This is a genomic window from Prauserella shujinwangii, from assembly GCF_003001955.1.
Taxonomy (GTDB): Bacteria; Actinomycetota; Actinomycetes; order Mycobacteriales; family Pseudonocardiaceae; genus Qaidamihabitans; species Qaidamihabitans shujinwangii.
Window position 1 is genome coordinate 431,461 of record NZ_PVNH01000001.1, and the last position, 21,897, is coordinate 453,357.

Sequence of the window (21,897 nt, forward strand, 5' to 3'; positions counted from 1 at the left end):
GGCGAGGGGCTCGCGGGCCGGATCGGGCTCATGCGTGCAACCTATCGCCCCGCCGGTTCCGTCTGAGCGAACATGAGGTGGAAACGACTTGTCGCCGGAGCCGGTCTCGTGCTGCTCGCCACCACCGCGTGCGGGCAGGCGCCCGTCGCGGAGCAGGACGGCGGGGCGGCACCGGCGCTGACCCGCGAGCCCGTGCTGCCCGAGTCCGGCACCGAGCGCTCCGGCGGGTCCGCCGCCCAGCCCGCGCCGCCGATCGGCGACCAGCCGGGCGGGCGCAGGCCCGCCGACGGCGGGGCGCAGCCGGAGCCGGGGCCGCCGCCAGAGCCGGGACCGTCGCCGGAGCCGGGGGTGCCGCCGGACCAGCTCGACGACCGCGCCCTGCCCGAGGAGTACCCCCGCCAGGTCAGCGTGTCCGACGGCGGCCGGAGGCTGTCCGTGGTGGCGGAGGAGGGCGGCTGCGGCCGGGCGAGCGTCGAGCTCACCGAGCAGAGCGCCCGCCGCGTCGTGCTCACCCTGGTGGAGACGCGGCCCGCCGAGCCGAAGATGTGCACGATGGACATGCGCTACCCGCTGCTGTCGGTGACCCTCGACCGGCCGCTCGGCGACCGGGAACTGGTGCTGCGGCACGAGCGCCGCGGGGCGTAGCTCACGTTCCCGGGTGCGCGAGCGCGGGCCGCCCTAGGGTGGGCGCATGTCAGGACGTCAGGTTTCGGTCAGCCGCATCGTTCCCGCACCACCCGAGCGGATCTTCGACCTGCTCACCGACCCGGCCAAGCATCCGCTGCTCGACGGCTCCGGCACGGTCCGCGCCGCGCAGGCCGGCGGGCCCGAGCGGCTGGAGCTGGGGTCGAGGTTCGGGATGGACATGAAGATGGGCGCGTCCTACAAGATCCTCAACACCGTCGTCGAGTTCGAGCCGGGCAGGCTGATCGCGTGGCGGCACTTCAACGGGCACCGCTGGCGCTGGCGGCTGGAGCCGGTGGGGGAGGACCGCACCGAGGTGACCGAGACGTTCGACTGGTCGACCGCCCGCTTCCCGCTGCTCCTCTCGCTCAGCCCGTTCCCGAGGCGGAACCGGGCGAACATGGAGAAGTCGCTGGAGCGCCTGGAAAAGCTCGTGAGCGAACGCGCCTGACCGCCCGGGGACTCGCGTGCTCAGCGGAACGAGATCTGCAGCACCGGCTCCGCGGTCTCGGCGAAGAAGTCGTTGCCCTTGTCGTCGATGACGACGAAGGCGGGGAAGCCCTCGACCTCGATCCGCCAGACGGCCTCCATGCCCAGCTCGGGGTACTCCAGGACCTCGACCTTCTTGATGCAGTCCTGGGCGAGCCGGGCCGCGGGGCCGCCGATCGAACCGAGGTAGAACCCGCCGTGCTCCCGGCACGACGCGGTGACCTTCTTCGAGCGGTTGCCCTTGGCGAGCATCACCAGCGAGCCGCCCGCGGCCTGGAACTGCTCCACGTAGGAGTCCATGCGGCCCGCGGTGGTCGGGCCGAACGAGCCCGAAGGGTAGCCGTCGGGGGTCTTGGCCGGTCCCGCGTAGTACACGGGGTGGTCCCTGAGGTACTGCGGCATCTCCTCGCCCGCGTCCAGCCGCTCGGCGATCTTGGCGTGCGCGATGTCGCGCGCCACCACGAGCGGGCCGGTCAGGCTCAGCCGGGTCTTCACCGGCAGCCGCGACAGCTGGGCGCGGATCTCGGCCATCGGGCGGTTGAGGTCGACCTCGACGACCTCGTCGGACAGCTCGTCGTCGGTGACGTCGGGCAGGAACCGGGCGGGATCGCGCTCCAGCTGCTCGAGGAACACGCCTTCCGCGGTGATCTTGGCCTTGGCCTGCCGGTCGGCGGAGCAGGACACCGCGACGCCGACGGGGCAGGACGCGCCGTGCCGGGGCAGGCGGATCACGCGCACGTCGTGGCAGAAGTACTTGCCGCCGAACTGCGCGCCGATGCCGAACTGCCGGGTCATCTCCAGCACCTGCCGCTCGAGATCCGGGTCGCGGAACCCGTGGCCGAGCGGGGAGCCCTCGGTGGGCAGGTCGTCCAGGTAGCGGGCGGACGCGAGCTTGGCGACCTTGAGGTTGTACTCGGCCGACATGCCGCCCACGACGATCGCCAGGTGGTACGGCGGGCAGGCGGCGGTGCCGAGCGCGCGGAGCTTCTCGTCCAGGAAGCGGGCGAGCCGCTTCGGGTTCAGCACCGCCTTGGTCTCCTGGTAGAGGAACGTCTTGTTGGCGCTGCCGCCGCCCTTGGCCAGGAACAGGAACTCGTAGCTCGGTTCGCCCTGCCCGTCCTTGTGGTACAGCTCGATCTGCGCGGGCAGGTTGGTGCCGGTGTTGCGTTCCTCCCAGAACGTCAGCGGCGCCATCTGCGAGTAGCGCAGGTTGAGCTCCTGGTAGGCCTGGAAGATGCCGAGGGAGAGGGCCTCCTCGTCGGCGCCCCCGGTGAGCACGCCCTCGCCGCGCTTGCCGATGACGATGGCGGTGCCGGTGTCCTGGCACATGGGCAGCACGCCGCCCGCCGAGATGGCGGCGTTGCGGAGCAGGTCCATCGCGACGAACCGGTCGTTGCCGCTGGCCTCGGGGTCGTCGACGATCGCGCGCAGCTGCGCCAGGTGGGAGGAGCGCAGCAGGTGCTGGATGTCGGTGACGGCGGTGCGCGCGAGCGTCGTCAGCGCCGCGGGCTCGATCTCGAGGAAGCGGCGGCCGCCCGCCTCGACCACCCGCACGCCGTCCGGCGTGACCAGCCGGTACTCGGTGTGGGTGTCCGCGCGCAGCGGCAGGACGTCGGTGTGCTGGAACTCTGTGGTGGAAGGCGTCACGGCGCGGGCTCCCTTGCACGCTGTTCGGGGGCCTCGAACGTACAACGCCGTGCTCGGCCGGGGAGCGCGACCGGCGCGCGGCGCGATCTGCGTCACGCCGTGTCCGCGATCCCTGCACGCGTGTCCGCGACCTGTGCACACGTGTCCGCCCTCCGCGGCACCGGCACTGCCCCAGCCAGCGGACACGCGGACGCGGATGGCGGACACGCGGACGCGGATGGCGGACACGGGCCTGGACATACGGAAGGCCGGGCCCACCCCGACGGACCCGACCTTCCGGGGAATGCGGCGGGTGCGGGCACCCACCGCGAAGCCTCCACTCCGACAGACGCGTGGCCAGGGCCGGGGTTGCGTCCGCGAGCGGCTATCCGACCGTCTCGTGCCGTGCGGTGTCTGTCAACACGGCCGTCCGGGTGCTTCCTGTCCGCGACGACGTCAGCTGGCGTAGGCGCGCAGCCGGTCGGCCCGCTCGCCCTGCCGCAGCTTGGCCATCACCTCGCGCTCGATCTGCCGCACCCGCTCGCGGGACAGGCCGAAGTGCCTGCCGATCTGGTCGAGCGTGCGGGGCTGGCCGTCGTCGAGGCCGTAACGCAGCCGGATCACGTGCTGCTCGCGGTCGTCGAGCGTGGCGAGCACGCGGCGCAGGTCGTCCTGCAGCAGCCCGGAGATGACGGCGCTCTCGGCGTCGGTGGCCTCGGAGTCCTCGATGAAGTCGCCGAGCGGGGCGTCCTCCTCGGTGCCCACGGGCATGTCGAGGCTCACCGGGTCGCGGGCGTGGTCGAGCAGCGCGGCGACCTTCTCCTCGGCGATGCCCGACTCGCGGGCGAGCTCCTCGTGGGTGGCCTCGCGGCCGAGCTGCTGGTGCAGGTCGCGCTTGATGCGGGCGAGCTTGTTGACCTGCTCGACGAGGTGCACGGGCAGGCGGATGGTGCGGCCCTGGTCGGCCATCCCCCGGGTGATCGCCTGCCGGATCCACCACGTGGCGTACGTGGAGAACTTGAAGCCCTTCGAGTAGTCGAACTTCTCGACGGCGCGGATCAGCCCGAGGTTGCCCTCCTGGATGAGGTCGAGCAGCGGCATGCCGCGGCCCGTGTACCGCTTCGCCAGCGAGACCACGAGCCGCAGATTGGCCTGGAGCAGGTGGTTCTTGGCCCGGTGACCGTCGCGGACGAGCGCGGTGAGCTCGGCCTTCCGCTCGGCGGAGAGCTCGGGGTCGGTGTCCAGCACGTGCTGGGCGAACACCCCGGCTTCGATCCGCTTGGCGAGGTCGACCTCCTCTGCCGCGGTCAGCAGTGCGGTCTTGCCGATGCCGTTGAGGTAGACCCGGACGAGGTCCGCGGCAGGCCCCTGGGCGTCGAGATCCGCCTCCTCCACGGCCACGGGGGCAACCTCGGTCTCGAAGGTGGTCGTCGGGATCTCCCGCTCCCGGATACCGCGGGCCTCACGGTCGAGAGTCTGGACGGACATTTCTGCCTCCCCGGTCAACGGGCTGACGTGTGCTCCTGCTCCACGCCTCGCTGCGCGTCGCCTGCGCGGGCCTGTGGAACCCGGCACGCGAGACCAGCTTTCTGGCTGGACACTGGGATCAACGCGTGCACGTTCGAAATCGTTCCCGGCCGCTCGACATGTTGACGACATCACGGAGTGGCGGGTTGCTCCACCAAAGCTGAGGTTTTCCTGAGAACCCGTCCCGGAAACGTCGGGGCGGCACATCCGGGGCGCGAGTGGCTCCCGGGACCGCCGGGACCAGCGGGGTGAGGTCTAGACCTCGACGAGGACGGTGAAGGGGCCGTCATTGACGCTGTGCACGGCCATCATCGCGCCGAACCGCCCGGTCTCCACCGTGGCGCCCCGTTCGCGCAGTTCCGCCACCACGGCGTCGACGAGCTTCTCCGCGGTCTCCGGCCGGGCCGCGGCCGTCCACGATGGACGGCGCCCCTTGCGGGTGTCCCCGTAGAGCGTGAACTGGCTGACCACGAGCAGGGGCGCGCCGGCCGTGGCGCACGACGCTTCGTCGCGCAGGATGCGCAGCTCGTGCAGCTTCCTGGCCATCGTGGCGGCCTGGCCCGGAGTGTCGTCGGCGCGTACCCCGAGAAGCACCAGCAGGCCCGGCTCGGCGATCGCGCCGACCACCTCGCCGTCCACTGTGACGCTCGCCTCGGTCACCCGTGCCGCGACCGCCCTCACCGGTTCTCCTCCCGTGCCGGGACCAGCATGCCGTGCCGCACCAGCTCGCGGATCACGGGCAGCGCCGCCCGCTCCAGCTCCGCGCGGTCCTGCCCGTGCGCCACGGACAGCAGGTCGAGCAGGTCGGACAGCGGCAGCAGCCCGCGGCAGCCGGCGAGCAGTGCCGTGACCGGCTCGTCCACCTCGTGCTGCCAGCCGGGCCCTTCGGTGCGGTGCAGCCTGCGGATCGTCGTCGCCCAGCCCTCGTCACCCGGTTCGTCCACGCGCTCCAGCAGCACCGAGTCCGGCACCCGGAACGCCGTGTCCAGCAGGTCCGCGCCGTGTTCCCGCAGCCAGGCGACCCGGTCCAGCCACGCCGCCGCCTCGCCGCCGAGGGGGTCGTCGTAGGCCTGTCGCAGGTCCTCGCACACGACCGTGGGGGCACCGGCGCCCTCCGGGAGGCGGCGGAGCGTGACGAAGCCGAAGCCGATGCCCTCGACCCGGGCCCCGGCGAACCAGTCCAGCCACGCCGCGGACTGCGCGCGGCCCTCCGGCGAGCGCGGGTCGATGCCCGCGTCCCGCAGCCAGGTGCCGACGTAGAGACCCGGATCGGCGATGTCGCGCTGGACGAACCACGCGTCGGTGCCGCCGGGCAGCCAGCGTGTCACCCGATCGGTCCAGTCCTCGCCGCGCACGTGCAGCCAGGACGCGAGGACGTGGCCGACACCGCCGTCGGTGAGGAACGCGGGCAGCTGCCGCACGACGAGCGCGCTCGCGTCGTCCCCGGCCAGCCCGGAGTCGCGGTAGACGTAGTCCACGCGCGGCGGGCCGACCACGAACGGCGGGTTGCACACGATCTGGTCGAACCGCCTGCGCGCGACCGGCGCGAACCACTCGCCCCGGCGCAGCTCCACATCGACCTTGTTGAGCCGGAACGTCGCCGCCGCCAGCCGCAGCGCCCGCTCCGAGACGTCGGTGCCGGTGATGTGCCGGGCGTGCCTGCTCGCGTGCAGCGCCTGCACGCCGTTGCCGGTGCCGAGGTCGAGCAGGGAGCCCACCGGGCGCCTGCTGGTCGCCCTGATCAGGCTGAGCGAGGCGTGCCCGACGCCCAGCACGTGGTCCTCCGGCACCGGACCGCCCAGGTGGTCGGAGTCGAGGTCCGACACGACCCACCACGAGCCCGACTCGTCGCCGTGCGGGCGCACGTCGAGGCCGGCCCGCACGGCGCCGCCGTCGGTGCGCAGCAGCCCCGCGGCCACGGCCTGCTCCAGCGGCAGCGGGTCCAGCGCGGCGCGCACGGCGGTGTCCGGCTCGGTGCCGCCGAGCAGGAACAGCCGGACCAGCGTGCCGAGGTGCCCCGCGTCGCGGGTGGCGCGGTCGGCCAGCTCCGGCTCGCCGCGGCCCAGCGCCGCGTGCGCCTGCCCGCCGAGCAGCTCGACGACGCCGTCGGCGTCGTAGCGGGCCCGCTCGAAGGCGGCGCGCAGCCGGTCGCAGACGTCGGCGGTCAGCTCCGGGAGAAAACCGTTCACGGTGCGTCATCATCGCATGTGCGCCCGCCCGTGCCTGTGGTCAGATGAACGGATGGGAACCCGAGCCGCCTCCGGCCCCGCCGTCTCCGCGCTCTCCGCCGTGCTCGCCGGTCTCGACGCCCGGCTGCCCGGCCTGGAGCGGCTCTACGCCGACCTGCACCGGCATCCCGAGCTGTCCTTCGCCGAGACCCGCACGGCCGCCGCGCTGGCCGCCCGGCTCGGCGCCGACGGTTACGAGGTGCACACCGGGATCGGTGGCACCGGCGTGCTCGGCGTGCTGCGCACGGGTCCGGGCCCCACGGTCCTGCTGCGCGCGGACATCGACGCGCTGCCCGTCGAGGAGAAGACGGGGCTGCCCTACGCCAGCACCGCGCGCGGCGTCGACGCCGAGGGCCGCGAGGTGCCGGTGATGCACGCGTGCGGGCACGACATGCACGCGACCTGGCTGTCCGGGGCCGCCGCGCTGCTGGCCGAGCATCGCTCCCGCTGGTCGGGCACGCTGCTCGTGGTGTTCCAGCCGGGGGAGGAGAGCGGCGGCGGGGCGCGGGCGATGATCGACGACGGGCTGTTCGACGTCGCCGGGCCGCCCGACGTCGTGCTCGGCCAGCACGTGTGTCCCGGGCCCGCGGGCTGGGTGCTCACCCGGGCCGGGGTGCTCATGGCGGCCACCGACGCGCTGCGCGTCACCCTGCACGGCAGGGGCGGGCACGGCTCGCGCCCCGAGACCACGGTGGATCCGGTGGTGCTGGCGGCGTCGGTGGTGCTCAGGCTGCAGACGATCGTGTCGCGCGAGGTGGCCGCGGGCGACTCCGCCGTCGTCACCGTCGGCTCGCTGCACGCGGGCACCACCCACAACGTCATTCCCGACCACGCGACGCTCGACGTCAACATCCGCACGTTCGAGCCCGCGGTGCGGGAGCGCGTGCTGGCCGCCGTCGACCGCATCGTGCGCGGGGAGGCCAGGGCCGCGGGCGCGCCCGCGGAACCGGAGATCACCGAGCTGGCCACCTACGGCGTGACACGCAACGACGAGGCCGCGACCACGGCCCTCACCGCCGCCTTCGACGCGTACTTCCCCGCCGGCCGGGTCGCCGAGGCCCCGCTCGTCACCGGCAGCGAGGACTTCGGGGAGTTCGGCTGCGCCGCGGGCGTGCCCTCGGTGTTCTGGCTGGTGGGCGGGCTGCCGGAGCGGGAGGTGCTCGACGCGATCGCCGGGGGCCGGTTCGAGTCGGACGTGCCGTCCAACCACTCGCCGCTGTTCGCGCCCGTGCTCCACCCCACGTTGCGCACGGGGGTGGAGACGCTGGTCGTGGCGGCACTGCACCGGCTCGGCTCCCCGGGTGTCGGATGAGCCCGCGGGGTGGGAGCATGGACCTGGAGGTGGAGCCGGTGAGCCAGCACGACAAGCACGTCACCCCGGTCCTGATCACCGAGGCGGCGCCCTCCTACGACGACCAGCAGGCGGCGCGCAAGCGCAAGTACGTGCTCATGATGGGCATGCGGTTCCCGTGCCTGGTGCTCGCGGGGGTCTTCTACCACACGTGGTGGCTCGCGCTGGCCTTCCTCGTGCTGTCGGTCCCGCTGCCGTGGATCGCCGTGCTGATCGCCAACGACCGGCCCCCGCGCAAGCGCGAGGAGGTCAACCGCTACCAGCGGCAGCCCACGGCCATCGAGAGCCGCGAGCACCGCGTCATCGACGGCTGAGCCGGGGCTGCGCGCCCACCTGGCGCACCGCGCGGGCGGCGAGCCGCACCCCGGTGCGCAACCGCTCCGGCACCGGTTCCGCCCGCAGCCACGACCACAGCACCCCCGCGTCGAACGCGTCCCCGGCTCCCGTGCTGTCCACGCACTCCGCCTCCTCGGCGGGCACGCGCACCACCCCCTCGGCGTCCACCCACGCCGCGCCGGCGGGGCCCGTCGTGACCGCGACCGCGCCCACCGTGCCGAGCAGGTCCTTCGCCGACTCGGGCGTGCCGTCCCCGGTGAGCGCACGCAGCTCCGCGGCGTTCGGCAGCAGCAGGTCGACGCCGCGCACGTCGGCGAGGAACGCGGCCGGATCGGTGATCAGCGCGGCCGCCTGCGGGTCCACCGACGTCGTCAGACCCGCGTCCCGCGCGGCGGCCAGCGCGGCCAGGCCCGCGGGCCGGGACGAGGGGTCGAGCAGGACGTAGCCGGACAGGTGCAGGTGCGCCGCCCCGGCCAGCGCGGCCGGGTCGACGTCGGCGGGGTGGAACCGCTGGTTGGCGCCGCGGTCGGGCAGCATGCTGCGCTGCCCCTCGCCGTCGACGAGCACCACGACGCAGCAGGTGGCCGCCTCCGGGTCCACGGCGAACGCGCACCGGACCCCCGCCGCCTCCAGCTCCGCCCTGACCAGCCTGCCCGCCGCGTCGTCGCCGACACGCGCCAGCAGGACGGGGTCCGCGCCCGCCTCGCGCAGCCACGCCGCGGTGTTGGCCCCGGCACCGCCGCCTGCCACCCGCACCCGGGCGCGGGAGTCGCCGCCGTGCACCACCGGCTCGGCGTGCCGGGCCACGACGTCGAGCCCGGCGTCGCCGACCACCACCACCCTCACGGGCGCAGCTCCACGGCGACCTCCGCGCCCAGCCGGGCGTTGGCGACCACGAGCGCCTCGTTCGCGTCCAGGCTCACACCGCCGCTGGCGGTGTGGAAGTGCTCGAGCAGCACCGGGGTCACGTCCGAGCCCGTGACCCCGCGCGTGCGCAGCAGCTCGAGCCCCTCGGCGAGCAGCCGGTCGTGCAGCGCACCGTCCATTTCGTACTCTTCGGGGATCGGATTGGCCAGCAGCAGCCCGGAGTCCGCGAGCTGCCGGTGCGCGGTGAGCACGGCGGCCACCTGGGCGGGGTCGTCGGCCCGGCCCGGCACGGGCAGTCCCGAGGAGCGGCGGTAGAACGCCGGGAACTCGTCCGTCCGGTAGCCGAGGACGGGCACGGAGTGGGTCTCCAGCACCTCCAGGGTGGCCGGGATGTCGAGCACCGACTTCACCCCCGAGCAGACGACGAGGGTGCCCACGCGGGCCAGCACACCGAGATCGGCCGACACGTCCCAGGTCACGGCGGCGCCGGGGGGCGGCAGGTGCACCCCGCCGAGCCCGCCCGTGGCGAAGACGGCGATCCCGGCCGCGTCCGCCAGCGCCGCCGTCGCGGCCACGGTCGTGGCGCCCGAACGGCCGAGCGCCACCGCGGGGCCCACGTCGCGCAGGGACAGCTTGTCCAGTTCCGGACCCTCGGCGCAGACCCGCTCCAGCTGGGCGGGGGACAGGCCGACGAGGGCCTGCCCGTCGAGGACCGCGACGGTGGCGGGCACCGCGCCCGCGTCCCGGACCGTGCGTTCCAGCCGGGTCGCGACGTCGAGGTTGCGGCCGGGCGGCAGGCCGTGGGACAGCAGGGTGCTCTCGAGGGCCACCACGGCGCGGCCCTCGGCCAGCGCGTCGGCGACCTCGGCGGACATCGCGAGGCGGGGGCCAGGGGTAGGGGTCACGGCGGTGATCCTCGCCTACGGGCGGGCTGGCCGTGCCCGTGGGTCGGCCGGTGCGGCATCATAGGGGGGTGAGTACGCAGACACTTCCCGACGTCGACACCCGTCCGGAGGGCACCGACACCACGGACGACGACTCGCCGAAGATGTTCCACTACGTGCGCAAGAACCAGATCGCGGAGAGCGCGGTCCTGGGTTCGCACGTGGTGGCGCTCTGCGGTGAGGTGTTCCCGGTGACGAAGTCGCCGAAGCCGGGGTCGCCGGTGTGCCCGGAGTGCAAGCGCATCTTCGACGGCCTGCCCCCCGGCGGCGACGAGTAACGACGCGCACCCCGCCCGCCGTGCTCAGCGCGGCGGGCGGTCGGACTCCGGCTCCGGCTCCGGCTCGGCGACCGGAGCGCCGTCCTGTTCCGGAGCGTCCGGGGCGGGCCCGTTGACGCCGGGCGCGTCCCGCCCCGGCCTGCGCGGCCTGCGCAGCGGCATCGTGGTGCGCTCCCACAGCCCCCGGTTCTCCTCCTCCCGCAGCCGCTCGCTGGCCCGCTCCATCTCCAGCCGCCGCCACTTGCGCCGCTGCCGCCGGGTCATCCTGGCCGGCCACAGCTCCTGGATGGCGCTGTTGAAGTACGCGCCGGCCACGATCGCCAGCCCGATGAAGAACGTGAACAGCAGGAACGCGATCGGCGTCGCGAGCGCTCCGTAGGTGTAGCCGGTGGTCGTGATCCAGCCGATGTAGATCCGCAGGCCCACACTGGACAGCAGGAAGATGACCATGGCCAGCATCGCGCCCGGCAGCCCCCGGTGCCACGGCAGCTTCCTGGGCAGCGCCAGCTTGTACAGGGTCGCCAGCGCCAGCACGAGCAGCAGGCCGACGGTGGGGTAGTAGGCGATGCTCAGCCACGACGTGATCGTCGGTTCCCAGCTCGGCGGGAAGAACTCCGGCAGCAGGTCCGGCCCGATCGCGATGATCGGCAGGCCGATCACCAGCAGCACCAGGCTGACCAGGTAGAGCAGCAGCGCGAAGATCCGCTGCCACACCTCGTTGCGGACGCCGTACTGACCGTGGGCCACCGTGATGGCGTCGACGAACGACGACATCGCCGACGAACCCGCCCACAGGGAGATCAGGAAGCCGACCGAGACGATCTCGCCCTTCCCGGTGGTCAGGATGTCGTCGACGGTCGGCTCGATGATCTGCCGCACGACGCTGTCGCTGAACACGGTGTCGGAGAAGGCGATGATCTTGTCGTGCACGGCCCGCACGACGGCGTCGCCGAGCCAGTCGCCGATGAAGCCGAGGCTGCCGAGCAGCCCGAGCAGCAGCGGCGGCAGGGACAGCGTCTGCCAGAACGCCGCCTCGGCGGCTTCGGAGAAGATGTTGCCGTCCCACGCCTTGCTCAGGGTGCGCCCGAGGAGGCGACGGGCCCCCTTCCGCTCCGCCCGCCGGGCGGGCGACGCGTCGGCCCCGCCGCCCTCCCTCCCGGCGTCTGGCTCGTTCATCGGGCTCCAAGCATGGTCCATCCGGGGCGATTTGGCTCGTCGCCTCCGCCTGCGTGTCCTCCCGGCGTGCCGTGCGGCGCCGGTGTCGGTGCCGCCGGGTACCCTCGTGGCCGCGCCCTCACCGCGTACCCGGCACTGCCGCCGGTGCACCGTCGTGAGGGCATTCGTGTGTCGCTAGGTCTCGTGGCGAGAGGAGTGGGACCGTCGGTGTCGCAAACGGCGCAGCAGGGGTTCGCCGCACCCGAGCCCCAGCACGACGCGACCGCCCGGCCACTGCGCGCCTGGCAGCGGCGCGCGCTCACCAAGTACCTGACGCAGCGGCCCAAGGACTTCCTGGCCGTCGCGACGCCGGGCGCGGGCAAGACCGTCTTCGGGCTGCGGATCGCGGCCGAGCTGTTGTCCGACCGTACGGTCGAGGCCGTCACGATCGTCACGCCGACCGAGCACCTCAAGCACCAGTGGGCCGTCTCGGCGGCCGCCGCCGGCATCGCCATCGACTCGAACTTCCGCAACACCACCGGCGTCACCTCCTCCGACTACCAGGGTGTCGCACTCACCTACGCGCAGGTCGCGGCGCACCCCACGATGCACAGGGTGCGCACGGAGAACCGCAAGACCCTGGTCATCCTCGACGAGATCCACCACGCGGGTGACGCCAAGTCGTGGGGGGACGCCGTGTTCGAGGCGTTCACCCCCGCCGTGCGCAGGCTGGCGCTCACCGGTACCCCCTTCCGCAGCGACGACTCGCCGATCCCGTTCGTCACCTACGAGCCCGACGCCGACGGTTCGCTGCGCAGCAGGGCCGACCACGCCTACAACTACGCCGACGCGCTCGCCGACGGCGTCGTGCGGCCGGTGGTGTTCCTCGCCTACTCCGGCGAGGCCTCGTGGCGCACCAGCGCGGGCGACGAGTTCACCGCCCGGCTCGGGGAGCCGCTGACCGCGGAGCAGACCGCGCGGGCGTGGCGGACCGCGCTCGATCCCGGCGGGGAGTGGATCCCGTCGGTGCTGCAGGCCGCGGACACGCGGCTGACCCAGCTGCGCGGCGGCGGCATGCCCGACGCGGGCGGGCTCGTGATCGCCACCGACCAGGACTCCGCGCGGGCGTACGCGAAGATCCTCGCGCGGATCTCCGGGGAGCGGCCGGTCGTCGTGCTCTCCGACGACCCGAAGGCCACGCGCCGCATCGGCGAGTTCGCGGACTCGGACGACCGGTGGCTGGTGGCCGTGCGGATGGTGTCCGAGGGCGTGGACGTGCCCCGGCTCGCCGTCGGCGTGTACGCGACGAGCGCGTCGACCCCGCTGTTCTTCGCGCAGGCCATCGGCCGGTTCGTGCGGTCCCGCAGGCCGGGGGAGACGGCGAGCGTGTTCCTGCCGAGCGTGCCCGTGCTGCTGGAGCTGGCCAGCGAGCTGGAGGCCGAGCGGGACCACGTGCTCGGCAAGCCGCATCGCGAGAAGGACGGCTGGGACGACGAGCTGCTGGTCGCCGCCAACCGGACCGAGGACGAGCCGGGTGAGGAGGAGAAGGCGTTCACCTCGCTGGGCGCCTCCGCCGAGCTCGACCAGGTGATCTACGACGGCAACTCGTTCGGCACGGCGGTGTTCTCCGGCACCGACGAGGAGCAGGAGTACCTCGGCCTGCCCGGGCTGCTGGAACCCGACCAGGTGCGGGCCCTGTTGCGGAAGCGGCAGGAGGAGCAGCTCGCCGACGCGAAGAAGCGCAGGCCGGCCAGGCAGGAGCGGCAGCAGGAGCCGCAGGAGACGCAGCCGCGGCCGCAGCCGGTCAACGAGCGCATCAAGGCGCTGCGCAAGGAGCTCAACGCCCTCGTCGGCGTCTACCACCACCGCACCCGCAAGCCGCACGGCGCCATCCACAACGAGCTGCGCCGCATCTGCGGCGGCCCGCCGACCGCGATGGCCACGGTCGAGCAGCTCGAGGAGCGCATCGCCACGCTCCGCTCCTGGTAACCGCGAGTCCCCCGCCCAGGCTCGCGAGCCCCCCGCTCCGCACCACGAGTGCTGCGCTCCGCACCGCGAGTGCTGCGTTCGGGACCGCGAGTGCTGCGCTCGGCGAATGAGCGGCGAGGCGGCGCGTGCGCACCACTCCAACCTTCGTCTACCTCCGTCTACGTCCGAACGGGGAGTTCCTCGGCTGGAACGGGGACTCGCGAGCGGGAGCGCAGAACTCGCGTCGTTGCCAAACCGTGTCCGAACCACCGCGACTTTATCGATACAGAGGCTCTTCCGTGACTCCGGTCGGCGACATATGTTGTCGCCCACAACATTTACGCGACGGAGCGTGATCCGCCCGCTGGCGGCCGCTCCGTTCGCTGGATCCGGAAAGGTTCTCAGGGATGCGGACCAAGAGACGACTTCTTGCCATCGCCGGGGCGGTGCTGGGTGTGACACTCACGCTGGCGGCGTGTGGCGCCAACACGGCCGGCAACGACGCCGGCGGAGGCGGCCAGGAGCAGGCGGACGGCGGCACCAAGGGTGTCGTCGGCGTGATCCTGCCCGAGACGGCCTCCTCCGCCCGCTGGGAGGGCTTCGACAAGCCCATGCTCGAGCAGGCCCTGCGGGCCGAGGGCTTCGAGGCCGACGTGCAGAACGCGCAGGGCGAGGTGCAGAAGTTCACCACGCTCGCCGACGGCATGATCGCCAAGGGCGTCAAGGTGCTGATCATCGCCTCGATCAACAGCGAGGTCGGCAGTGCCGTCGCCGCCCAGGCGAAGGCCGCGGGCATTCCCACCATCGACTACGACCGGCTCAACCTCGGCGGCGGCTCCGACTACTACGTCTCCTTCGACAACACCAAGGTCGGCGAGCTGCAGGGCGAGGGCCTCGTGCAGGCGCTGGAGGGCAAGCCGGACGGGCAGCAGATCATCGAGATCGAGGGCGCCCCGACCGACAACAACGCGACGCTGTTCCACCGCGGCCAGCGCAACGTGCTGCAGCCGCTGTACGACTCCGGCCGCTTCGAACTGGTGCAGAGCCAGCCCATCGACAACTGGGACAACCAGAAGGGCGGCACCACCTTCGAGCAGATCCTCACCAGCAACGGCGGCAAGGTCGACGGCGTCGTGGCCGCCAACGACGGCCTCGCGGGCGCGGTCATCACCGTGCTGAAGAAGAACGGCCTCAACGGCAAGGTGCCGGTGACCGGCCAGGACGCCACTCCCGACGGCCTGAAGAACATCCTGCGCGGCGACCAGTACATGACCGTGTTCAAGCCGATCCAGGAGGAGGCCGACGCGGTCGCCAAGCTGGCCGCCGCGCTGGCGGAGGGCGACACCGCCGCGGCCGACGCGATCGCCACCGACACCGAGCACGACCCGAAGGGCGACCGTGACGTCAAGTCGGTGCTGCTCGAGCCGAAGCTGATCACCAAGGAGAACGTCAAGACGGTGATCGACCAGGGCTACGTCCCGGCGAGCGACGTCTGCACGGGCGACCTCAAGTCCGTCTGCGCCGACCTCGGCATCTCCTGACGACGACACCGACCCGCCGGGGCGGGCCGCGCGCCCCGACCGCGCGGCCCGCCCCGGCACCACGGAGACCCAGGAGACAACGAATGAGTGAGCCCATCCTCGAGCTGCACGGCGTGAACAAGAGCTTCGGCCCCGTGCACGTCCTGCACGACGTCGACCTCGCCGTGCGCGCCGGCGAGGTCACCGCCCTCGTCGGTGACAACGGTGCGGGCAAGTCGACCCTGGTCAAGTGCATCGCGGGCATCCACGCGGCCGACTCGGGAGAGGTGCGCTTCCGGGGCAAGCCGGTGCACATCCACGGCCCCCGTGACGCCGCCGACCTCGGCATCGAGGTCGTGTACCAGGACCTGGCACTGGCCGACAACCTCGACATCGTGCAGAACATGTTCCTCGGCCGGGAGCGCGGCAGTGCCTGGCTGCTGGACGAGGCCAGCATGGAACAGGCGGCGCGGCAGACCCTCGCGTCGCTGTCCGTGCGCACCGTGAAGTCCGTGCGCACACCGGTGTCCGCGCTGTCCGGCGGGCAGCGGCAGACCGTGGCGATCGCCAAGTCGGTGCTGTGGGACAGCAAGGTCGTGCTGCTGGACGAGCCGACCGCGGCGCTCGGCGTCGCGCAGACCCGCCAGGTCCTCGACCTCGTGCGCCGGCTCGCCGAGCAGGGCCTCGGCGTGGTGCTGATCAGCCACAACATGGCCGACGTGTTCGAGGTGTCCGACCGGATCGCGGTGCTGTACCTGGGCCGGATGGCCGCCGAGGTGCAGACCAAGGACGTGACCCACGGGCAGGTCGTCGAACTGATCACGGCGGGACGCTCCGGCGACCTCGGGCTGGCCCGCCCCGATACCGCAGTCGTGTGAGCAAGGAAGAAGCCATGACCCAGACCCCCACGGCGCCGTCGCCGAACACGGCCATCACCGACTTCGGCATCGACACCACGACGATGTCCACGAGCGAGGCGATCCGCGACTACTTGTCCCGCCTGCGCGGCGGCCAGCTGGGCTCGCTGCCCGCGGTGCTCGGCCTCATCTCGCTGGTGATCATGTTCGCGCTGCTGTCGGACGTGTTCCTCTCGCTCAACAACATCGCCAACCTGCTCGCCCAGGGCGCCGGGCAGACGATGATCGCGATGGGCATCGTCTTCGTGCTGCTGGTCGGCGAGATCGACCTCTCCGCCGGTACCGCGTCCGGCGTGGCCGGCGCCGTGCTGGCGATGCACTACGTCGAGAACGGCAACCTGCTCGGCGGGATGGGCTCCACGGTGTTCATCGCGTTCAACGCGGTGCTGCTGCTCGCGGTGGTGCTCGCGGTGCTGCTGCGCGTCTGGCCCGGTGCCGCGCTCTCCGCCCTGGCCATCGTCATCTCGGTGTCCGGGCTCGCCGCCAACCCGTGGATCGAGATGCTGCTCGCCCTGTGCGTCGGCTCCGCGATCGGCTGCATCACGGGCTTCCTCGTCGCCAGGATCGGGATGCCGTCGTTCGTGGTGACGCTCGCCCTGTTCCTCACCTGGCAGGGAGTGATCCTGCAGTTCATCGGGGAGGGTGGCGTGCTGGGCATCAGCACCTCGCCGGTGCTCAACCAGGTGGCCAACGGCAACCTGTCCCTCGTCGCCAGCTGGGCGCTGTTCGTCGTCGGCGCGGGCGGCTTCGCGGCGCTGCAGCTCGGCCAGCACTTCACCAGGCTGCGCCGGGGCCTGGTGACCAAGCCGACACCGATCGTGCTGCTCAAGGTGGGCCTGGTCGCCGTGATCGGCGCCGCCGCGACCGCGCTGCTGACGATCAACCGCTCGCCCAACCCGAGCATCGAGATCTCCGGCGTGCCCTACGTCGTGCCGATCGTGCTCGGCCTGCTCACCATCGGCACGTTCGTGCTGAACCGCACCCGCTACGGCAGGCACATCTACGCCGTCGGCGGCAACCGGGAGGCCGCGCGCCGCGCCGGTATCAACGTCACACAGATCAGGGCCAGCGTGTTCGTCGTGTGCTCGTCGGTCGCCGCGCTCGGCGCCATCGTCTACTCGTCGAAGGTCGGCTCGGTCGACCCGCAGGCGGGTGGCCTGAACACGCTGCTGTTCGCCGTCGGTGCCGCCGTCATCGGTGGCACGTCGCTGTTCGGCGGGCGGGGCCGCGTGTTCGACGCCGTGATCGGCGGCACGGTGCTCGCCATCGTCGCCAACGGGCTCGGCCTGCTGCGCCAGTCCGCGGCCGTGGTGGCGATCGTGACCGGTCTGGTGCTGCTCCTGGCCGCGACCGTGGACGCGCTGTCCCGGCGTCGCGCGGCCACCGGTGCGCGCTGACGACGCGGAGGCGATGAGACGATGACTCCGTGACCAGCACACCCGTCGCCCGACCCGACGAGGTGCGCCGGTACAACCGGTCGAGCCTGCTCCGCCTGTTGCACGTGGGCGGCCCGTGCACGCGGGCGGCGCTGGCGACCGAGCTCGGTCTCAACCGCAGCACGATCAAGACACTCGTCGACGGTCTCGCCGAGGCCGGCGTGGTGGAGGAACGGGTGCCCCGCCCCGGCCGGAGCGCGGGGCGCCCGTCCCTGCTCGTCCTGCCGCAACCCCAGGCCGCCGTGGTGCTGGCGGTGGACGTGCAGGTGGAGCACGTCGCCATCGCGCTGGTCGGCCTCGGCGGGCAGATCCTGGGCCGCAACCGGTGGAACCTGCACGGCCGGATGGGGCATCCGGGCGAGGTGGTGACCCACGTGGTCGAGTCGACCCAGTTGCTCGCCACCGACCTCGGCGTGCGGCCGGTGGCGGCGGGCATCTCGGTGCCCGGGGTCACCCGCCGCTCGGACGGCCATGTGCACGAGGCGCCCAACCTGCGGTGGAGCGACGTGCCGCTCGGCGAGCGGATGGCGGCGGGCCTGGGCGTCCCGGTGACGGTGGGCAACGACGCCGAGTTCGGCGCGCTCGCCGAGCACCTGCGCGGAGCGGCCCGCGGCGCCGCGGACGCGGTGTTCGTCTCCGCCGACGTCGGCGTCGGCGGGGGCGTGATCGCCCAGGGTTCGTCACTGCGCGGCGCGGGCGGCTACGTCGGCGAGATCGGGCACATGGTGGTGCGACCCGGCGGGCGCAGCTGCTACTGCGGCAACGAGGGGTGCTGGGAGACCGAGGTGGGCGAGGCGGCGCTGGCCAGGGCGCTCGAGATGCCCGACGACAGCCCGCGGGGCGCGATCGTCGCGGAGCTGCGGGGCCTGTCCGGCGACCCGGGCACGGCATGGGAACGGCTGGCCGGCTTCGCGGAGTGGCTCACGCTCGGCCTGGTGAACGTGGTGAACCTGCTCGGACCCGAGCTGGTGGTGCTCGGCGACCTGCTCACCGCGCTGCCGGAGCCGGTGCTGGACCGGGTGGCCGGTGAGGTGCGGCGGCGCAGCATGGTCAGCCGTGCGATGGGCGGTGTCCGCATCGAGATGTCGTCGCTGGGCGCCGACGTCAAGCTGCTCGGCGCCGCCGAGGCCGCGTTCGAGGGCGTCCTCGACTCCGTGTGACGGTGATCACGGCAGTGTCACCGGCTCCGGATGCCAGACGGGCGGGGACCCGCCCGGATCCCCGCCCGTCTCGCGGCTGTGTTGACGGATCAGCGCTGAATGTCGGCGTCCATCTCCTTGAGCTTGGACTCGTACTCCCGGCCGTGGTGGCCGCAGAAGAGCAGCTCACCGCCGTTGCGGAGGATGGCGCGAACCTGGGCCGCCGCACCGCAACGGTCGCAGCGGTCCGCAGCAGTCAGTTCGGGGCGGGTGAGCGTCGGTGAAGTCATTGGAGTCTCCCTCCGTCCCGGCATCGGTTGCGCCGATGCCATCAGTTCAGCCGCGAACACTTCGGTGACACCGTGGTGCTCTCTGGTGCTCGCTGCTTCCACTCTTGCAGACGTTTCGGCGCCCGCAAGTGTTCCCACGCGTGTGGGAGGTGTGTCACGTCGAATTACCCCGGTTGCCGCACAGCTATCCCGGTCCCTGGGAAACGATGACCCGACTCACCACGTTTTCCATGGTCAGGCACCATCGTCACGTGGATGTTTCGATTCCGAAACGGCGGATCGACGCGGTCCCGGCGCCGGTCCTGTTCGTTCTCAGCGGAATTTCCATGTACGTCGGCGCGGCGATCGCGGTGTGGCTGTTCCCCGCCGCCACGCCGGCGGGCGTGGCGTGGCTGCGCTGCCTCGGCGCCGCGCTGATCCTGCTGGCCTGGCGCAGGCCGGGCCGTGCGGCCTGGCGCGGCAGGCCGCTGCTGCTGGCCGGGGCGTTCGGCGTGGTGACCGCCGGGATGAACGTGCTGTTCTACGAGGCCATCGCCCGGCTGCCGCTGGGCACCGCGGTCGCCCTCGAGTTCGCCGGTCCCGTCGCCGTGGCCGCGTTCGGCTCCCGCGGCCGCCGTGACGTCGTCGCGCTGGTGCTCGTGGCGGCCGGGGTGGTGAGCATCGCCGACGTGCGGCTGGAGGGCAGCCCGGCCGGGGTGGCCTTCGCGCTCGGCGCCGCCGCGGCGTGGGCGGGCTACATCCTGCTCGGCAAGCGGGTCGCGCTCGGCGGCAACGGCATCGACAGCCTCGCCGTGGGCTTCGCCGTGGCGACGGTCGCGCTGTCCCCGCTCGCGCTGGGCACCGGGGGTATCTGGGGCGCGCCGGACCTGCTGGTCCTGGGCGTCGGCGTCGGCCTGCTGTCCACCGTCGTGCCGTACGTGCTCGACCAGGTGGTGCTGCGCCGCGTCGGCCGGGGCCGGTTCGCGCTGCTGCTCGCGCTGCTGCCGGTCACCGCCACCGTCACCGGGCTCGTCGTGCTCCGGCAGGTGCCGACCGTGCCCGAGGCGCTGGGCATCCTCGCGGTGGTGGCGGGGGTGGCCCTGCGCTCCGCCCGCGACACGTGACGCCGCCCCACGGCGCTGGCAGGATGAGCCGATGACGAAGGCGGCGTCGGCGGCGGCCACGGAGCTCGCGGCCGCGGGGGTCGGCGGCGCCGACCAGGACGAGGTCGCCCGCGCCGCGGGCACCGCGCTGCTCGGGACCGGCGCGAGCACCCCGCCTGTGAGCCCGGCCGCGCCGACTTCCGGCTCGCGCTGCCCGTGGCCGCGGATCCCGCGCTCGCCGGGACCCGGCGGTGGGCGTGGCGCGGGCGGTCGAGCGGCTCTCCGGCGGTGAGCTGGCCGCGGTGCCCGCGTGTGGCGAGTGGACGGTGCCCGCGCTGCGCGGGTGCCGTCACCGGCTCCAGCGGCACATTACTGTGCATTGTGGACACCTATCCCTCGCTGGGCAGGCGGGGCGCGCATCTGCAGCTCGCGAGCAGTGAAGGCCACCTTCCCTGCGTTCAACGCACGGAAGGTGGCCCTTACTGCCGTGCCGCCGCGCCTTGCCGTCCCGCACGTGACCGACCCGATGGACGACGCGGAGGCGGCACTCGCGTGCGGGAGCGGGGGGACCCGCGGCTCAGGCGACCGGTTCGCGTTCGGCGAGCCGGGAGTGCCTGCGGCCGTAGCCGAGGTAGATCAGCAACCCGAGCGCGAGCCAGGCGGCGAACCGCAGCCAGGTCAGCACATCCAGGTTGAGCATCAGGTACAGGCACGCCAGCGCGGCCGCGACGGGCAGCACGGGCGAGAACGGCACCCGGAACGGGCGGCGCAGGTCCGGCCGGGTGCGCCGGAGCACCGGAACCGCCACCGCCACGATGATCATCGCGGAGAGCGCGCCGATGCTCACCATGTCCGCCAGCTCGCTGATCGGCACGAACGCCGCCAGCGCCGCGATGAGCACCGCGCCGCCGATCGTGACGCGGTGCGGCGTTCCCCAGCGCGGGTGCACCCGGCCGAGTGCCCTCGGCAGCAGCCCGTCGCGGCCCATCGCGTAGCCGATCCGGCCGATCGTCACCAGTTCCACCATCATCACCGAGGTGAGGCCGGTCACCGCGCCGAGTGCGATGAGCGCGCCGACCCAGTGCATGCCCACCGAGGCGAACGCATGGGCGAGCGGGGCGCCCTCGTCGATGTTGACGAACGGGATCATGCCGGTGAGCACGAGCGACACCGCGATGTAGAGCAGCGCGCACACCCCGAGCGCGCCGAGGATGCCGACGCGCAGGTCGCGGTGCGGCGCGCGGGTCTCCTCGCCGAGGTTCGCCAGGGCCTCGAATCCGGTGTAGGCGAAGAACACCACGGCCGCGGCGGTGAGCACGCCCGCGATGCCGTACACGGACTGCTCCAGGCCGAGTGCGGCCTGCACGACGGGCTGGTGCAGCGCGTCGGCGCCCTCCTCGGCGGGCCGGGCAGGCGGGACGAACGGGGTCAGGTTCGCCGTCCGGACGAAGAACGCGCCGACGGCGATGACGAGCACGCACACGGCGACCTTGACGACGACGAGCGCGTTGGTCACCCGGGACGACTGGCGGATGCCCGCGACCGCGACGGCGGTGAGCACGCCGATGATCAGCACCGCGCCGACGTTGACGACCGCCTCCTCGCCGAACAGCTCCGGCGGCAGGCCGAGCAGGTTCGCGAGGTAGCCGGACCAGCCGCGGGACACCACGGCGGCGCCGAGCGCGAACTCCAGCAGCAGGTCCCACCCGATGATCCACGCGAAGACCTCGCCGAGGGTCGCGAACGCGTAGGTGTAGGCACTGCCCGCGGTCGGGACGCTCGACGCGAGCTCCGCGTAGCACAGCGCGGCCAGGCCCGCGACGATCGCGCCGATCACGAACGACAGCGTCACCGCGGGCCCGGCGTGATTCTTCGCCTCCACCCCGGCGAGGGTGAAGATGCCGGTGCCGATGATGATCCCGACTCCGAAGCCGACCAGGTCCCGGCCCCGCAGCCGCCGTCGCAGTTCGCCCGATTCCTGGCGCTTGAGAACTTCGTCCACATCGAGCGTTCGAAAAATACCCACTCGTCCCACGGTAGAGCAGGTACTGACCCACCCC

23 protein-coding genes are annotated in these 21,897 nt (G+C 72.8%); 14 read left to right on the forward strand and 9 right to left on the reverse strand.

The features are described from left to right. Positions 1–72: 72 nt before the first annotated feature. Both B0I33_RS01950 and B0I33_RS01955 read left to right on the forward strand, forming a co-directional pair. Positions 73–645 (forward strand): hypothetical protein, encoded by a 573-nt coding sequence (locus B0I33_RS01950; protein ID WP_106176733.1) that lies wholly within the window; start codon positions 73–75, stop codon positions 643–645. Positions 646–691: 46 nt separating this feature from the next. Further along, positions 692–1,135 carry an SRPBCC family protein gene (locus tag B0I33_RS01955; protein ID WP_106176734.1) on the forward strand — a complete coding sequence of 148 codons (444 nt, stop codon included), beginning with the start codon at positions 692–694 and terminating at the stop codon, positions 1,133–1,135. A 20-nt stretch (positions 1,136–1,155) separates the two neighbouring features. On the opposite strand, the gene B0I33_RS01960 is transcribed toward B0I33_RS01955, so the two are convergent. From B0I33_RS01960 to B0I33_RS01975, 4 genes are all read right to left on the reverse strand, one after another. Then, positions 1,156–2,820: a fumarate hydratase gene (locus B0I33_RS01960; RefSeq protein ID WP_106176735.1), complete on the reverse strand. Its 1,665-nt coding sequence runs from the start codon at positions 2,818–2,820 to the stop codon at positions 1,156–1,158. A gap of 435 nt (positions 2,821–3,255) precedes the next feature. Beyond that, a complete protein-coding gene (locus B0I33_RS01965; RefSeq protein WP_106176736.1) occupies positions 3,256–4,287 on the reverse strand; it encodes a sigma-70 family RNA polymerase sigma factor in 1,032 nt (343 codons plus the stop codon). Positions 4,288–4,581: 294 nt separating this feature from the next. Next, on the reverse strand, positions 4,582–5,007 hold the full coding sequence (gene dtd / locus B0I33_RS01970; protein ID WP_106176737.1) for a D-aminoacyl-tRNA deacylase: 426 nt from the start codon (positions 5,005–5,007) through the stop codon (positions 4,582–4,584). After that, positions 5,004–6,515: a DUF7782 domain-containing protein gene (locus B0I33_RS01975; RefSeq protein ID WP_106176738.1), complete on the reverse strand. Its 1,512-nt coding sequence runs from the start codon at positions 6,513–6,515 to the stop codon at positions 5,004–5,006. Before B0I33_RS01975 ends, dtd begins: the two co-directional genes overlap by 4 nt. Before the next feature lie 52 nt (positions 6,516–6,567). Here B0I33_RS01975 and B0I33_RS01980 point away from each other — a divergent pair, with 52 nt between their 5' ends. Further along, positions 6,568–7,866, forward strand: a complete 1,299-nt coding sequence (locus B0I33_RS01980; protein ID WP_106176739.1) for an amidohydrolase — start codon at positions 6,568–6,570, stop codon at positions 7,864–7,866. Positions 7,867–7,883: 17 nt separating this feature from the next. Then, positions 7,884–8,219, forward strand: coding sequence for a DUF3099 domain-containing protein (locus B0I33_RS01985; RefSeq protein ID WP_106176740.1), 336 nt, complete (start codon positions 7,884–7,886; stop codon positions 8,217–8,219). Here B0I33_RS01985 and B0I33_RS01990 read toward each other — a convergent pair. Both B0I33_RS01990 and B0I33_RS01995 read right to left on the reverse strand, forming a co-directional pair. Beyond that, on the reverse strand, positions 8,206–9,087 hold the full coding sequence (locus B0I33_RS01990) for a carbohydrate kinase family protein (RefSeq protein WP_106176741.1): 882 nt from the start codon (positions 9,085–9,087) through the stop codon (positions 8,206–8,208). The genes B0I33_RS01985 and B0I33_RS01990 overlap by 14 nt on opposite strands. Beyond that, a complete protein-coding gene (locus B0I33_RS01995) occupies positions 9,084–9,983 on the reverse strand; it encodes a pseudouridine-5'-phosphate glycosidase (protein WP_106176742.1) in 900 nt (299 codons plus the stop codon). The genes B0I33_RS01990 and B0I33_RS01995 overlap by 4 nt, the downstream gene beginning before the upstream one ends. Before the next feature lie 98 nt (positions 9,984–10,081). Here B0I33_RS01995 and B0I33_RS02000 point away from each other — a divergent pair, with 98 nt between their 5' ends. Continuing rightward, positions 10,082–10,330, forward strand: coding sequence for a DUF3039 domain-containing protein (locus B0I33_RS02000; protein ID WP_106176743.1), 249 nt, complete (start codon positions 10,082–10,084; stop codon positions 10,328–10,330). A gap of 24 nt (positions 10,331–10,354) precedes the next feature. Here the strand turns inward: B0I33_RS02000 and B0I33_RS02005 are convergent, their stop codons facing one another. Next, the gene (locus B0I33_RS02005; protein ID WP_181193143.1) at positions 10,355–11,506 is read right to left on the reverse strand and encodes a YihY/virulence factor BrkB family protein; all 1,152 of its coding nucleotides are present in this window, start codon (positions 11,504–11,506) and stop codon (positions 10,355–10,357) included. Positions 11,507–11,713: 207 nt separating this feature from the next. Between B0I33_RS02005 and B0I33_RS02010 the strand changes: the two genes are divergently transcribed. The 5 genes from B0I33_RS02010 to B0I33_RS02030 all read left to right on the forward strand — a co-directional run bounded on the left by B0I33_RS02010 (position 11,714) and on the right by B0I33_RS02030 (position 18,486). Next, the gene (locus tag B0I33_RS02010; RefSeq protein ID WP_106176745.1) at positions 11,714–13,474 is read left to right on the forward strand and encodes a DEAD/DEAH box helicase; all 1,761 of its coding nucleotides are present in this window, start codon (positions 11,714–11,716) and stop codon (positions 13,472–13,474) included. 386 nt (positions 13,475–13,860) lie between these two features. Next, positions 13,861–14,994, forward strand: coding sequence for a sugar ABC transporter substrate-binding protein (locus tag B0I33_RS02015; RefSeq protein WP_106176746.1), 1,134 nt, complete (start codon positions 13,861–13,863; stop codon positions 14,992–14,994). 83 nt (positions 14,995–15,077) lie between these two features. After that, positions 15,078–15,851 (forward strand): ATP-binding cassette domain-containing protein, encoded by a 774-nt coding sequence (locus B0I33_RS02020; RefSeq protein ID WP_106176747.1) that lies wholly within the window; start codon positions 15,078–15,080, stop codon positions 15,849–15,851. Between the two features lie 14 nt (positions 15,852–15,865). Continuing rightward, on the forward strand, positions 15,866–17,287 hold the full coding sequence (locus B0I33_RS02025) for a sugar ABC transporter permease (RefSeq protein ID WP_106176748.1): 1,422 nt from the start codon (positions 15,866–15,868) through the stop codon (positions 17,285–17,287). Positions 17,288–17,316: 29 nt separating this feature from the next. Continuing rightward, a complete protein-coding gene (locus tag B0I33_RS02030; protein WP_106176749.1) occupies positions 17,317–18,486 on the forward strand; it encodes an ROK family transcriptional regulator in 1,170 nt (389 codons plus the stop codon). A gap of 89 nt (positions 18,487–18,575) precedes the next feature. Here B0I33_RS02030 and B0I33_RS02035 read toward each other — a convergent pair whose 3' ends face one another. Then, on the reverse strand, positions 18,576–18,755 hold the full coding sequence (locus tag B0I33_RS02035; protein ID WP_106176750.1) for a DUF7455 domain-containing protein: 180 nt from the start codon (positions 18,753–18,755) through the stop codon (positions 18,576–18,578). Positions 18,756–19,081: 326 nt separating this feature from the next. Between B0I33_RS02035 and B0I33_RS02040 the strand changes: the two genes are divergently transcribed. The 4 genes from B0I33_RS02040 to B0I33_RS30845 are packed head-to-tail and all read left to right on the forward strand — an operon-like array spanning position 19,082 to position 20,533. After that, positions 19,082–19,858, forward strand: a complete 777-nt coding sequence (locus B0I33_RS02040) for an EamA family transporter (protein ID WP_425440436.1) — start codon at positions 19,082–19,084, stop codon at positions 19,856–19,858. 31 nt (positions 19,859–19,889) lie between these two features. Further along, the gene (locus B0I33_RS02045; protein WP_181193144.1) at positions 19,890–20,129 is read left to right on the forward strand and encodes a hypothetical protein; all 240 of its coding nucleotides are present in this window, start codon (positions 19,890–19,892) and stop codon (positions 20,127–20,129) included. Further along, a complete protein-coding gene (locus tag B0I33_RS30765) occupies positions 20,095–20,277 on the forward strand; it encodes a DUF6885 family protein (RefSeq protein ID WP_342750041.1) in 183 nt (60 codons plus the stop codon). The genes B0I33_RS02045 and B0I33_RS30765 overlap by 35 nt, the downstream gene beginning before the upstream one ends. Further along, positions 20,219–20,533, forward strand: a complete 315-nt coding sequence (locus tag B0I33_RS30845; protein ID WP_425440430.1) for a hypothetical protein — start codon at positions 20,219–20,221, stop codon at positions 20,531–20,533. Before B0I33_RS30765 ends, B0I33_RS30845 begins: the two co-directional genes overlap by 59 nt. On the opposite strand, the gene B0I33_RS02050 is transcribed toward B0I33_RS30845, so the two are convergent. Beyond that, positions 20,415–21,839: an amino acid permease gene (locus B0I33_RS02050; RefSeq protein ID WP_106176752.1), complete on the reverse strand. Its 1,425-nt coding sequence runs from the start codon at positions 21,837–21,839 to the stop codon at positions 20,415–20,417. The genes B0I33_RS30845 and B0I33_RS02050 overlap by 119 nt on opposite strands. Positions 21,840–21,897 lie beyond the last annotated feature (58 nt).